This is a genomic window from Pelosinus sp. sgz500959, assembly GCF_042610375.1.
Lineage (GTDB): Bacteria > Bacillota > Negativicutes > DSM-13327 > DSM-13327 > CTSoil-075.
Genome location: NZ_JBGJZL010000012.1, coordinates 75361 through 90139, shown reverse-complemented (window position 1 = coordinate 90139; position 14779 = coordinate 75361). Strand labels below are relative to the sequence as shown.

Sequence of the window (14779 nt, the reverse complement as noted above, 5' to 3'; positions counted from 1 at the left end):
ATTATCACTATAGCAAATATCTCCTTAATTTTGAAACATTTTTTACTATATTGGCATAATTTGTGCAATAAAATTTTAAAATGCTAAAATACGTGCTGGATTTTCCACAACAATCTTGTGAATGTCTCTATCCGATACTCCGCATTGCTCTAATGCTGGGACAATAAAGTCAATTAAACGACTATAGCCATCCCCTCCACCATGTCGAGTTGCCAACTTGGTAAATATATCATTGCCAATGACCAATTGGTCTGCATATCCATCTTTGATCAATGTCATAATTCCTGATAAAGAATACCAATCAGGATAATGAGCAATTCCTAGTGGTTCATTGTCTGCTTCAAACCCCATAGGCGTAAAAGAAAGAATAAATCCTTTGGCAAGTAATTCTCTATGGAAACTAATATCAAAAGGTACATGTCCAGGATTGTTCACAAGTTCTTTAATTGATAAAAATCCCATTAGAAATTGAATATGACATAAAATTGTCTTTTCTGGAATGCATCCACCTCTTAAAAGAGGTGGTAGTACATGCTGCCTTACCTCATCTGCTGTAACATCTGTACCCAGATGAACTTGCAGGGAAATACCAGTTTCACTAGAGACCAAAGCAGCGGCTTGCAAATAACTATCAAGTTGCTCTGTAGGCACCTCATAGGCTGCCTTGATATGACCAGGTAAAATCCCTGTATCACCTATGCCTTGTGCAATTTCTCGCTTCAAAAAATTCCTAAACTCTTCAAAGGTCATGGTATGATACTGAAGAGGCCAGGTATCTTCAGCGTAGAGACCTGTAGAAGCGATAATATTGACTCCAGTGGCCTCGGAAATTCGTCGTAGAACGATCAAATCATCAGATGAACTTCGGATACCAGGTGCACTCACCTCAAGAAGGGAGTTGCCTCCTCGGGCTTTAAAATCGGCAAGTTCAGCGGTCATGACAAGTTCATCATCGAGTTTCATATTATCGAGAGATAAAAGAATATTATGACGCAAGTTTGAACGATTTTCTAAGGTTAACTGATCTTCTGCTTTTATAGTATGACGGCATGGAAGGAAGCTCTTTTTCCTAACGCGACTCCGAAACATAGAACAGTCTGAGAACACATGTTCATGCATTGAAGTAAAACCCAATTGAAGTGGTGAAATAGGTCCACAAACAGTCATGATTTTTTGTGACATCATATCTCTCCATTCTCTTACTTATCACTATTTTCTCATCCTATCATATGCCTATAGAATGATGATGGGAACATTATAAAATTATCTTCTTTTTTAGTTTTTTTTCTATATAATATATGATATAGAAAAAATTCCAAACGAAAGGTACTTCCATGACTAATTCAGAAAGAAACTTTAGCCTAATTAATGTAACTGCGACTCCACTTCAGCGCAGAATGGCTTTGATTACAGCAATTTTAATCACTGCTGTTTCACTCATTACGTTACCTTTTGCTAATAAAGCTTCGATTGTGATTCCTTCTTTTTTACCAATCTTTACTGGAATTGTTTTTTCTTTTGACTTGATTACTTCTTATTTACTATTTGCCCAGTTTCGCGTGACATGCTCGTTGCCAATTGTTATCTTATCTGGAACCTATCTTTACTCTAGTTTAACAGCCTTTCTTTTTCTCGTCACATTCCCTGGAACTTTTTCCGATACAGGTTTGTTTGGAGCAAATACGCAAACGGCTACCTGGTTGTGGGTTTTTTGGCATGGAGGATTCCCCATTGGGATATTATGTCATTTGCTAATGAGTAATGCCAAAGTAAAATTTTTGCTCACTCGAAAACATGTTTCTTTTTTATCTCTATTAATCATCCTATTGATCGTAACAGCTACGATCTTGATTATCATCTTTACAACAAAATATACTCACTTATTGCCAACAATTATTGAACAGGGAAATTATTTTGCATTGACTACATCAGGTATAGGTCCTTTGATTTGTCTTTTGAACTTAGGAACTGGTCTTTATTTACTTTATTATACTCGTTGCCGATCCATTCTCCATTTATGGCTTGGAGTAGCTATACTTGCTTCTTTACTTGATTCTACCAATACGCTTTTATCCATAAGCCGTTACACATTTGGCTGGTATGTTGCACGGATTAATAGTCTCTTTTCGTCCACAGTCGTATTAGGTGCCCTCATGTATGAAGTGAATTCACTGTATATTACAATTTCTCAGCGTGAAGATTTCTTTCGTGCGATTTTCGAACGGGCAGGTATTGGTATGTCCATCACGGATCTAAAAGGTAATCATCTGCGCAGCAATCGAATACTGCAAAAATTCCTTGGATACACTGAAAAAGAATTTGAATCTCTAACCCTCAATGACATTACACAATCTGAAGAATGCATAGCTGAAGCCCCTTTACTTAACCAACTCATCAATGGCGAGCAAGATACTTATCAGCTTGAAAAACGCTACATTTGTAAAGATGGTCAAGAAGTATGGGGGCGCCTTACAGCTTCCTTGGTAACGGATCTAGATGGTGAATCATCCTATGTAATTCGCATGGTCGAAGACATCACACAACGTAAAGAAGCTGAAAGAATGATTAATTATCTGGCATTTCATGATCCATTGACTAATTTACCCAATATGCGAATGTTTAGGGAAAAGCTGAAAGAAGCGTTACGATGGCTTTCTCAAAATGATGGAATGTTTGCTGTATATTTTATAGACTTAGATGGTTTTAAATCTATAAACGATAATTTTGGTCACGATGTAGGAGATTTATTGTTACAGGCTGTTGCGATGCGCCTTAATTCTTGCGTTCGTAAAGGTGATGTGGTCGCTAGAATGGGCGGTGATGAATTTACAATTCTCTTACCTTCTATTGACAATAAACAAGAAGCAATCACGATCGCTGAGCGAATCGTAACCACCTTACGTGAACCTGTTATTCTTCAAGGATATACAATCGAAGTGACAACAAGCGTTGGACTTTCCTTTGCTCCTGATGATGGTATGGACGGTGAAATACTCATGAAAAAAGCCGATACAGCTATGTATCTGGCTAAAGAAAGCGGAAAAAATAACTATCGATCAACACAATATATAAGCTGAGGGGAAAGGGACTATATTTCATATATGAAACATAGTCCCTTTCCCTATTGTTTTTCTATGAACGCCAAAAAGCCTGTTGCATCATTCTATTATTCGTTAATAATGCGGAGTACTACACACCAAGTAGATCAATTGCCGTCATTGCCATCGCTTTAGCACCTACGAGCAGTCGTTCTTGGGCATAGTCAGATCCTGCAGCAAGAGCAAACTCTGTTGTATGTGCTACGATGTCCTTACCAATACGAAGATCAGGATGGAGCGTTGGCGCTATGTGGCTGACATTGCCGACATCCGTAGATCCGCCTGCATCATTTGATTCAAGAACAGTCACTGGTTCACCTAATAGAGCCATATTTTCTTTGTATAATTCCATCAGCTCTGGATCATTGATTAATTCTTGGAACAACGGTTCATAATGTACAGTTTCTACAGTCGTTCCAGTACTTAAGGCTACTCCTTCTGCTAGTCGCTTTACGGCTGGAATGACTGTATTTTCTAAATAAGAAGATGATAAGGCTCGTATGGTAAATTTCCCTTCAGCGTGATCCGTTACAACATTTGGTGCAATTCCGCCTTTAGTAATAATTCCTGCTAAGATAGTCTCTTGGGTAAAGGTCTGGCGCAAAGTCCTGATTCCTTGATAAAACATAACAAGAGCATCAAGAGCATTAATACCTTTATCTGTTTTACTGGCTACATGAGCAGCCTGACCACGGAAAGTTACCTTCAAAGGATGAGTTGCATAAGAACTTCCCCCTATTGAGTTATCATCAGAAGGATGGACGATCAATGCCGCTCTTAACCCATCAAAAACTCCATCTGCTGCCATGGTGACTTTGGCCCCGCTCGTCTCTTCTGCAGGGCAACCAATCAAATAGGAAGTAGCTCGTTCACCAACAACCGCAGCAAATGCTACTGCAGCACCAAAGCTCATAGCGGCAATCAAATTATGACCACAAGCGTGACCGAGTTCTGGTAAGGCATCATATTCAGCTAAAAAAGCAATATTAGGTCCAGCATTTCCTTTACTTGCGATAAAGGCTGTTTCATAGCCACTAATGTTCTGTTTTACTGTAAAACCATGCTCTTTAATCCTGGCGTGCAAAAGCTCAGAAGCTTGGTATTCTTCTCTTCCGAGTTCTGGATTTTGATGTAAGGTTAAGCTAATTTGTTTTAATTCAGGAGCCATCTGATCCACTATACCAATAATTTTTTCTTTTAATGCTTGCTTATCCATATGATTCATAACTACCTTCCCACCTCATTTATCCAAATCATTCATCGATCAAATTCAATCGATTGTAGCACTTTCAGTGATTTCCAGACCACCTACATCCCTTTCGCTGCTGAGTCGTGCCATGGTTCCTAGTGGTAGTGTGGCTTTTTCTGTTGTGTGCCCAAAATACAAATTATAAAGAACTGGTTTATTGAGTTTTCCTAAACGATCTCTTAAGACTTCTTCGAGGGTAAAGCTAGGAGGATCATCTTCATCACAATCGCTGCATACAGCAACTACGATTCCAGCTGCATCTTGTAGTTTGCCAGCTAAGGATAATTGGGTCAACATGCGATCGATGCGATAAGGAGCTTCACCCACTTCTTCAATACAGAGAATTTTTCCACGCGTATCGATTTCATAGGGAGTGCCCAGTGTGGACACAATCAAACTGAGATTTCCTCCTGTTAGGTATCCTTGGGCTTTTCCTGGCACAATAAATTCAGGAGGAAGGTATAGAGGTGGATTAATCACAGATCCCAAAGGGCTAGAAGTCATCAAAGTGCGAGAAAAATAATCCCACGTATAATCAGATAGAACTTTTCCCATATCCGATGCTACCATAGGTCCATGAAAGGTAACAAGACCTGTACGTTGGCCAATACTCGTATGTAAGGCTGTAATATCACTATAGCCAACAAATACCTTCGGATGGGATTGAATAATTTCATAATCTAGTAGCTCTAAAAGTCGCATGGTTCCATAACCACCACGGAGACAAAAAATTCCGTCAATCTGCGGTGAGGCAAACATGGCATTAATATCTGCAGCCCGATCTGCATCTGATCCAGCGAGATAACCTAAGGTTTCCTCTACTGTCCTACCAAGCTCAATTCGAAAGCCTTGTTCTTCTAACCACTTCACACCTGCCATAGATAATTCTATATTTCCAGGGCTAGCAGGAGCGATGATACCAATAGTATCTCCTGGATAGAGTTTCCTGGGTTTTACCTGAGAAATAGAGTGCATACAATCGTCTCCTTATAAAATCCATTAAAAAGATATGCGCAGTATAAACTGCGCATTCTTTATTTTTCTATATAGGCTGCCTTAAAGTCGGCAAGGCCAAGAACTGACCAAAAGTAACCTTTTACATAGGGATTGGCTACAAAAGGCTGGGTTGTATAGTAGATGGGAATGATGACAGCATCATCAAATAGAATTTTTTCTCCATCGTGCATGGCTTTCATGCGAACTTTTTGATCATTCGTCTCTTGAGCCTGTTCGACTAAATGGTTATAGGCTGGATTGTTATATTTGGCATCATTGCTTGAGTCTTTAAAGACATCCATAAAAGTCATAGGATCAGCATAATCACCGATCCATGAGGCCCTTGCAATTTGAAAGTCGCCTTGAGAACGGGATTCTAAGAATACTTTAGATTCTTGATTGGTTAAGGTAACTGTCACTCCTAGATTTTGCTTCCACATTTCTTGAATGGCTTCGGCAATGGATTTATGCATTTCGCTGGTATTAAGTAAAATAGTAATGGGTGGTAAGCCTTTTCCGTCAGGATAACCAGCTTCAGCTAACATTTTTTTTGCAAGTGCTGCATCTTCCACTGCATAATTACCGCCTTCTTCTCGAAAATCCTTACCTGTGGCAGGATTAATAAGGCCAGGTGCTACCCACCCATAGGCAGGTTTTTTACCACCTTTAATAACATTTTTCACCAAGGCTTCACGAGTAATTGCCAGTGCAAAAGCTTTGCGGACTTTAGGATTATCAAAAGGAGCTTTTTGCGTGTTAAATACATAATAATAAGCGCCTAAGTAAGGGGCAATCTTCAATAATCCAGCTTGGTTCAGCCGATCTTGCTCGACCACAGGAGGTTCCACCATCATATCCACTTGATTATTTTCTACCAATGCTAATCGAGTGGTCTGAGAATCACTGATTGGCCACTCCATTTTGCTGAGTTTAACAGCTCCTGCATCCCAATATTGATCATTTTTTATAAAATCAATTTTTCCGTTATGAGTCCAATTGCTGATCTTAAAAGGACCATTGCCAATTAAGGTCTTTACATCAATCGCCCACAGATCCCCACCTGTAGTAAGGATCTTTTGGTTCACAGGATAAAAGGCATGGAAAGCAACGAGACCTAAAAAATACGCTGTCGGTTTTTCTAAAGTAACTTCTAATGTTTGATCATTCAAAGCCCTAACTCCGACTTGATCTGCCTCGACTTCTTTTTCATTGTAAGCTTGAGCATTTTTAATAGGAAATAACATATAGGCATTCTCTGAAGCAATTTCAGGATCTAAGGCTCGCTTCCAGGCAAAAACAAAATCGTGGGCAGTGACCGGTTCGCCATTAGACCACTTGGCATTAGTGCGTAAATGAAATACATAAATTAGCCCATCAGGAGACACTTCCCATTTTTCCGCTACACCTGGTCCTGGCTGATCCTTAGCATCAAGTCTTGTCAATCCTTCAAAAATCTGCAATTCAACAAGGGATTCAGGAATAGCTGTTGATTTAGCTGGATCCAAAGTAGATGGTTCAGCCTCTAAGATATAGCGAAGATTTTGTTCATTGCCACCACTGCTGGATTTTTTGCAACCTGCCCCTAAGGCGGTGAACATGACCATTACCACGAGTAAGGCAACTATTTTTTTAGCTGACATGATCACTTCTCCCTATGATCAATTGCTCATAGATGATTTTTCCAAGGCTAGCAACTAGCTGTAGCCCTTGATAGTTTTCTTTTAAGTCTGCAGTCAAAATGCAAATTAAATAAGAACCATGGGGTAAAAATAGAATACCTCCATCATGTTCGACTCCATCTAAGGTGCCTGTTTTATGAGCTAGTATTGTAGTTTCTGGTAGGTAAAAGGGCAGTTTATCTCGAACTTGCTGTCGTTTCAATATATCGATCATCAGTTCTCCATATTCCTGAGGCAAATGTAATTTTTTCTCAATAATTTCAAATAAAAGAATGAGATCAGCTGCGCAGATTTCATTTTCTTTACCTGATTGAGCTGCCTCAAAATCCATCATTTGGCGACGAAGGACTGTTGATTTTAATCCAAGCTTGACCATTGTTGTATTGACAGCATCCATACCGATGAGATCAATGAGTCGATTAGTCGCCGTATTATCACTGAGAATAATCATCAAAGTGACAAGTTCTCTAATCGTCATGGTAATATTCGGACGCAGTTCTTGAAGAATGCCTGCACCACCTACCCACTGACTACTTTCAATCGTGAGAAAGTCATCCAGGTGAATCATACCAGCGGCAGCTTGCCGCATGATTTCATACATAATGGGAACTTTAATCATACTAGCTGCAGGAAATATCATATTCGGATTGAGTTCTAATCGTTCCTGAGTCGATTGATCTACAATGATGAGCCCCCAACGTCCAGTATAAGTCCCTAATAAGGCTTCGATTTTTTGTCTTAATAACTCCATATCTATACTCCATTTCTTAGTATTGGTCTTATATTACACCTTATGTAGCAAATGACAAGCTACCATATGATTTGTTCCTACATTCTTCAAAGTTGGTTGCTGCTCGCTACAGATCGGCATCACGTGGGAGCAACGAGTACGAAAAGTACATCCTGAGGGCGGATTGATGGGGTTTGGTACGTCGCCCGCCAAATGAATAGGAGTTCTTTTGGCCTCTATGATTGGATCAGGAATGGGGATGGCAGATAAAAGTGCTTGGGTATAAGGATGCTGAGGTTGACGATATAGTTCATTAGTTGCTCCGATTTCAACAATTTTCCCAAGATACATCACTGCAACACGTGTACTGATATGTTTTACCATCGCTAAATCATGAGCAATGAATAAATACGTCAATCCAAGCTTATCTTGGAGACTTTTCAGTAAATTAACCACTTGTGCTTGAATGGAAACATCTAAGGCAGAAATGGGTTCATCACAAATGATAAAACTAGGATTAATGGCGAGTGCACGGGCGATTCCAATGCGTTGCCGCTGACCACCGCTAAATTCATGAGGAAAACGATTGGCATGTTCTGGATTTAATCCCACCATCTGCAGTAATTTGACAATACGTTCCCTACGCTCAGCTTTCCCAGTCACTAGATGATGAATATCCAAAGGCTCACTGATAATATCCCCTACCATCATTCGTGGATTCAAAGAAGCATAAGGGTCCTGAAAAATCATTTGCATCCCTTGACGTAACCGTTTTTCTTTATCAGGTCGATCAATGATTTCACCGTTAAATAAGATTTCGCCAGCAGTTGGTTTATAGAGATGGATAATACTTCTTCCCGTCGTAGATTTTCCGCAACCACTTTCGCCAACAAGTCCTAAGGTTTCTCCTTTACGTATAGTAAAACTTACATCATCTACCGCTTTTAGATGGGCAATAGGGCGACCAAAGAAATCAGTGCGAGCTGTAAAATATTTTTTCAAATGGCGAACTTCTAAAATCGGATCTTGCTCCATCACTCTTTCACCTCTCTCGTAGGTTTTGGTGCATCAGCATGTTGTAACCAGCACTTTACACTGTGCCCTGGACTTACTTCCGTCGTCTCAGGATACTGTTTTGTACAAATGGTCATAGCATAGGAACAGCGAGGATGAAAAGGGCAGCCTATTGCAGGATGCAAAAGATCAGGCGGCTGACCTTCAATGCCAATGAGCTCTTGTTGCTCGACATCCATGCGAGGGACGGATTGCAAAAGACCCCAAGTATAGGGATGCTGGGGCTCATGGAAAATTTCCTCTGCCGTTCCCACTTCAGCAATTTTGCCAGCATACATGACAATGACCCGACTGCAAAGAGTAGCAATAACGCCTAGATCATGAGAAATTAAAATAATGGCCGTATTTAATTTGCTTTGTAAGTCTTTCATTAAATTAAGAATCTGGGCTTGAATGGTTACATCAAGAGCTGTCGTTGGCTCATCGGCAATGAGTAATTTAGGATGACAAGATAAGGCCATGGCAATCATCGCCCGCTGTCTCATACCACCACTAAATTGATGAGGATATTCTTTGATACGCTCTTTTGGTGACGGGATGCCGACCAAACGAAGCATCTCAGCGGCCTGTGTATAAGCTTCCTTTTTACTGATCTGTTGATGCAATTGTAATGACTCAGCAATCTGCATCCCGATGGTCAATACTGGATTGAGGGATGTCATTGGATCTTGAAAAATCATACCGATTTCATTACCACGAATTTTTGCCATTTCAGATTCAGATTTTTGCAGTAGATCTACACCTTCAAACAATATTTTCCCGGTCTGATATTTACCAGGCGGAGTGGGAATCAACTGCATGATGGAATGAGCTGTTACGCTTTTACCACAACCCGATTCTCCGACAATGCCAATGATTTCTCCAGGAAAAACCTGAAAGCTTATTTGTTCAATGGCCTTTATTGGACCAGCATAAGTAGCAAAGGATACGGACAATTTTTGTACATCTAATAAAGGTTTTATCATGTTACCTCCTCAGCGCCGTGCGCGGGGATCAAGAGCATCTCGTAAACCATCCCCAAGAAAAATAAAAGCGAGCATTGTGATACTGATGGCCATAGCTGGAAAAAATAACTGATAAGGGTACGAGCGTAAACTCGTTACTCCTTCAGACGATAATACTCCCCAACTTGCCATAGGAGCCGCTACACCAAGGCCAATGAAACTAAGGAATGCTTCAGTAAAAATGGCTTCAGGAATGGCAAGGGTCATCGTAATCATAATAGGTCCCATGCAATTGGGAATCAAATGACGAATCAGAATGTGCCAGTGACTGGCACCAAGAGTTCGAGCTGCTAGTACATATTCTTGCTCTTTTAAACTTAAAATCTGGCCACGGACAATGCGAGCCATACCTAGCCAATAGGCAATCCCTAAAGCGATAAAAATATTAGTCAGTCCTGGTTTTAAAACAACCATTAACAGTATGACATATAGTAACATGGGAATACCATATAAAATATCAACAATATTCATCATCATTCGGTCAATTCGACCGCCTAGCAAACCAGCAATACCACCATAGATCACTCCAATGATAAGATTGATTAAGCTGGCGACGATGCCAATGGATAAAGAAATCCGAGCACCATAGAGAACACGGATAAACAAATCCCGCCCTAAATTATCAGTGCCAAACCAATGTTCTTTACTTGGTGATTGATTGGCCTGCAAAAGATTCTGATCAGAGTAAGAAAGCTGAGACATCCACGGGCCGAATATGGCAATACAAATGATAAATAGAGCTGTATATAAACCAATCATTGCTAATTTATTTTCTTTTAAACGTCGCCAAGCATCTTGTCCATAGGTTGTCATAGGACGTTCCTTTGATTTTATACGATCCGTACGTATGAGGGGAGCAAATGATTCTTTATTTAATTCCATCCTTTAGCCCCCTTGCTTTTCATTCAATTTGATACGAGGATCGAGATGTGGATAAATGAGATCCACAATTAAATTCAGACCAATGACGAGCAAACTATAAAAAATAGTCACACCAAGAATCACTGTATAATCACGATTATAAATACTCGTCACAAAATGTCGTCCTAAACCTGGAATCGCAAAAATAGTTTCAATAATAAAACTTCCCGTTAATATACCCGCTGCCATCGGTCCAATGTAAGTGACTATGGGGATTAAAGCATTTCGCAAGGCATGACGATAAAGGATCAATCGTTGCGGCAGTCCTTTAGCTCGTGCTGTCTTTATATAATCTTGAGTTAAAATATCGAGCATACTTGAACGAGTCAGGCGCACAATAAAGGCTGTCGGCTGAGCAGCTAAAGCCACAGCGGGTAAAATCATATATTGAACATCTCCCCACATGCCTGCTGGTAATAAGGAAAGTTTAACAGCAAATACATAGACCAGTATTGTAGCAATGACAAAACTCGGTACGGATACACCAATTGTAGCAAATAACATGGTCAGATAGTCTTGCCATTTATTCTGGCGCAAAGCAGCAAGGATACCTCCAGGGATTCCAATTAAAATAGAAATGCCAATGCTGACCAGACCCAATTGTAAAGAGACAGGAAAGCTTTCCTTAATCATATCGTTCACTTTGCGACCTTCATATTTAAAGGATGGACCCAAATCAAAATGAGCTAAATTCCCCAAGTAGTCCACATATTGTTTCCATAGAGGATCATTTAGCCGATAGTGTTCTTCAATATTTTTTAATACGGACAAAGGAATTTTCTTTTCGCTACTAAAAGGTCCGCCCGGAATGGCATGCATGAGCAAAAACGTAATGGTAATGATCGTCAATAAAACCATCAATGAACTGGTCATGCGCTTTACTACATAACTTAACAAATCGAATGCTCTCCTCTCTAACGCAGATAGAGGAGTATACTTGATGTATACCCCTCTATCCACCAGTTTATCAGTTTCTCTTTGAAGTATAACTCTTCTTCCTAGTATATCTTCCTACTATGGGTCATTATTCTATAAAATATTGTGAAATCCTCCTAAAAAAAGAAAACATAACCTTGCCGTAGGGCGGGATTATGTTTCTTAGCTCAATGATGTCTAAATCACGTTAATAATCCTTTGTATTTCAATAAACATTCTGCTTCAGCTCGTATACGTGATGTTTTAATTTCATGATAATTTTCTTTCAATACTGAAACGATTTCCGCATCAAGGCCACCGCTAGTAACAAGATTTTCCATAATACTAATTATTTTTTTATCAGTCATCCCTTTTCGGTAAGGTCGATCTTCGCTAATCGCTGTAAATACATCAGCGACAGCCATCACTCTTGATCCTAAAGATAATTCATCTCCCCTTAAGTGAAAAGGATAACCACCCCCATCAATTCGTTCATGATGGAAGGAAGCCCAACTATTGATCACTTGCAGATCACTAATCGGTTGTAAAATATGATAACCATAATAAGTATGTCTGCGCATGATGTTCCATTCTTGTGGAGTTAACGCCCCTTCTTTTTCCAGGATTGTTACTGGGATGGCAACCTTACCTAAGTCATGCAAATTTCCCGCAATTCGCATCATAAAAAGTTCTTTCTTAGAGAAGTAAAGAAATCTAGAAATGGCTTCTGCACTTGCAGCAACACCAGAAGAATGGGTTGCTGTAAAAGGACTTCTAAAGTCAATGACTTTGGCAAAAAGACTAGTTAAATTTAAAATTTCATTTGAATTCAAAATTAGAATATCACTCGCAAGAAGACGATGTAAATGAGAAGAAGTGAGATTTGAGGCCAAGTCCAACCAAAAAAACTCTTTTTCACTCAATTTCTTAAAAGACTCAACAAGTTCTGGATGGAACATCATCCCTTTTTTAGATTCAATCGATGAAACAATGGATGGAACTTGTGAAAAAATTTCTTTCTTTATATCAAGTAATGTCGCAATACGATCCGCAATATGAAGAATATGACTTTCAAATGGAACGATATGACCATCTTGCTCTTGACCATATCCATCCTGCCAATACGTGTGATGAAAGCGGACAATATTGGCAATTTTAGCAAAGGGCTCAAATAAATGCAAGAGACGATAACCTGTCTCACAATGCTTACCAGAGTCTACAACTTCAAAATCTAAGAGATCAATTCGCTCTAACAGTGACATAGCCCCTATATCATGTAGCGCTCCAGCTAAAAGTATTTCTTTTCTGATGTTCATTGATAGCCCAACTTCGCTAGCAATCCAAAAGGCAATATATGCAACTTGTTTATGGTGGTTAGCAGTGGCTGGATCAATTAAGTCCATTGTTGAGGATAGAGATGATGCTAAATCAAAAACAGGGATTTGCAGTTCCTTAATCATAGAATTACCCCCTTTCTAAAATATAGAATATGTATAATGTAATTAATCCTAAAAATCGACAAAGAAAAAGTAAAAACGCTATAACATAACAAAGTTTTACAACATTTTGTCATGTTATAGCGTTTCTACGTAATCCAATAATATCCTTTAAAGTTAGACAAGAATAATAAAAACATTTCAAGTAAACTCGTCCAGCAATGGTTTTAACTCAAAGCTACTGTTTTTTTTCAACGGAAGTTGCCGAGACAGCATAGATATAATCATCTATACTATTTATGATTCTGTCTTTTAACAGGCTTTCGGGAGTCCTTTTTAGCATATTATTTCTTATTTTATTATATTGAATAGGCATAAATTGATTAATCAAAGCTAAAGGAATTTCTACTGATTTTAAGTTTTTCATTAGTAAATCTATTGAGAATTTGACTTCAGAAACAGGGAAATAATACCTACACCGATCAGAAAAACTGTATTTTCTAGCATATCTGATTTTAGCTGGATTTCCATGGTAATGGTTTATCCAATTCTGAGGATTTCGAGCCATAACAGAATCTAAGACTTCCATAAAGTTTGATTGTTCTACTTCAGGGCTAAACCTAAATAATTCAGCCTCCATATTACTTAATGCGAAAAGACCTTCCCGCATAGCAAAGGTTAATGCGGGACCAACTTTCAAAATGGCAATTCCATCTTCGACCATTTCTTTCAAGCACTTAGGTGTTTGATAGTCCGTTGAATGTCCTTCAAAGACAATTCCAGGATATTTTTTTAGCGCATTTGAAAGTTCTTTCGCGCCCTCACGATTATATTCGTGAATTGTCTCATCCCCGAACTCAACTCCTGGCTGTACGACGACTGCAATCACATTATCCCATGCAGAAGAAAGATCGTACTTCAAAAAAGCTTGCTTAAAGGCATCGATTGTATTAACAAAGTCGGATACTTTTGTAACTTGTATACGTTCATCCTCATCTTGGCTTCCACCTGGAATTGGCACTTCGCTCCCCACAATATAAACAGGTCTTACTGCAGTAGGATTAAATGCCCTTAGCTCTATAAAAGCCTCCTCTGCTTTCTTACAAAGAATCGCACCGCGTTCCGCAATGATGCTGGTACTAAGCTGACAATCTGCGCAATCATCCCCAAGATGCATACTGGTATCTATATGAATCTTGGTAAATCCAGCAAAAACATACTGCTTTATTAGCTCTAGGGATTTATCCATTGCTAGATATTCTGGTTCATGTTTCCAGGTTAATGGTCCAAGATGGTCTCCTCCAAGAATAATCTTTTCCAATGGGAAATTTATTTTTTTAGCAATTAAATAGACAAAATCTCTAAAATCAGTTGGCTTCATGCCAGTATATCCACCAAATTGATTCACCTGATTAGCAGTCGCTTCAATCAAAACATACATTTTATCAATGAGTGCTCTTTCCATAACCGCTTCAATTACATATTCATTAGCACTACATGCTGAATAAATACCTTCTGGTATACCATTTTTCTGTTTATCCACCAAATCTTTTAGAGGATGGTTACTATTCATAGGATCACTCCTCACATAAACTTATTTATATAACAACCTATAGTAAATAAGACTTGACTGCAGTGTCCTTGCATCAAGTCTTTGTTGTTAGTTGCTACTACTCC

12 protein-coding genes are annotated in these 14779 nt (G+C 39.1%); 1 reads left to right on the top strand and 11 read right to left on the bottom strand.

Annotation, left to right across the window (positions count from 1 at the left end):
• Positions 1-75 precede the first annotated feature (75 nt).
• Positions 76-1185 (bottom strand): phosphotriesterase, encoded by a 1110-nt coding sequence (locus ACAN52_RS17415; protein WP_378956221.1) that lies wholly within the window; start codon positions 1183-1185, stop codon positions 76-78.
• Between the two features lie 149 nt (positions 1186-1334).
• Between ACAN52_RS17415 and ACAN52_RS17410 the strand changes: the two genes are divergently transcribed.
• On the top strand, positions 1335-3077 hold the full coding sequence (locus ACAN52_RS17410) for a diguanylate cyclase domain-containing protein (RefSeq protein WP_378956220.1): 1743 nt from the start codon (positions 1335-1337) through the stop codon (positions 3075-3077).
• 112 nt (positions 3078-3189) lie between these two features.
• On the opposite strand, the gene ACAN52_RS17405 is transcribed toward ACAN52_RS17410, so the two are convergent.
• The 10 genes from ACAN52_RS17405 to ACAN52_RS17360 form a co-directional block, all read right to left on the bottom strand.
• The gene (locus ACAN52_RS17405; RefSeq protein ID WP_378956219.1) at positions 3190-4323 is read right to left on the bottom strand and encodes an amidohydrolase; all 1134 of its coding nucleotides are present in this window, start codon (positions 4321-4323) and stop codon (positions 3190-3192) included.
• A 45-nt stretch (positions 4324-4368) separates the two neighbouring features.
• Positions 4369-5322, bottom strand: coding sequence for an LD-carboxypeptidase (locus ACAN52_RS17400; protein WP_378956218.1), 954 nt, complete (start codon positions 5320-5322; stop codon positions 4369-4371).
• 59 nt (positions 5323-5381) lie between these two features.
• Positions 5382-6983 (bottom strand): peptide ABC transporter substrate-binding protein, encoded by a 1602-nt coding sequence (locus ACAN52_RS17395; RefSeq protein WP_378956217.1) that lies wholly within the window; start codon positions 6981-6983, stop codon positions 5382-5384.
• Positions 6973-7773 (bottom strand): serine hydrolase, encoded by an 801-nt coding sequence (locus ACAN52_RS17390; RefSeq protein ID WP_378956216.1) that lies wholly within the window; start codon positions 7771-7773, stop codon positions 6973-6975. The genes ACAN52_RS17395 and ACAN52_RS17390 overlap by 11 nt, the downstream gene beginning before the upstream one ends.
• Positions 7774-7806: 33 nt before the next feature.
• Positions 7807-8787: an ABC transporter ATP-binding protein gene (locus tag ACAN52_RS17385; protein WP_378956257.1), complete on the bottom strand. Its 981-nt coding sequence runs from the start codon at positions 8785-8787 to the stop codon at positions 7807-7809.
• Positions 8787-9791, bottom strand: a complete 1005-nt coding sequence (locus ACAN52_RS17380) for an ABC transporter ATP-binding protein (RefSeq protein WP_378956215.1) — start codon at positions 9789-9791, stop codon at positions 8787-8789. The genes ACAN52_RS17385 and ACAN52_RS17380 overlap by 1 nt, the downstream gene beginning before the upstream one ends.
• 9 nt (positions 9792-9800) lie before the next feature.
• Entirely contained in the window at positions 9801-10712 is a 912-nt protein-coding gene (locus tag ACAN52_RS17375; RefSeq protein ID WP_378956214.1) for an ABC transporter permease, read from the bottom strand.
• Positions 10713-10715: 3 nt separating this feature from the next.
• Positions 10716-11648 carry an ABC transporter permease gene (locus tag ACAN52_RS17370; RefSeq protein WP_378956213.1) on the bottom strand — a complete coding sequence of 311 codons (933 nt, stop codon included), beginning with the start codon at positions 11646-11648 and terminating at the stop codon, positions 10716-10718.
• A gap of 221 nt (positions 11649-11869) precedes the next feature.
• Positions 11870-13126: an HD domain-containing phosphohydrolase gene (locus ACAN52_RS17365; RefSeq protein ID WP_378956212.1), complete on the bottom strand. Its 1257-nt coding sequence runs from the start codon at positions 13124-13126 to the stop codon at positions 11870-11872.
• A gap of 214 nt (positions 13127-13340) precedes the next feature.
• Positions 13341-14675 carry a class II D-tagatose-bisphosphate aldolase, non-catalytic subunit gene (locus ACAN52_RS17360; protein ID WP_378956211.1) on the bottom strand — a complete coding sequence of 445 codons (1335 nt, stop codon included), beginning with the start codon at positions 14673-14675 and terminating at the stop codon, positions 13341-13343.
• Between the last annotated feature and the right edge of the window lie 104 nt (positions 14676-14779).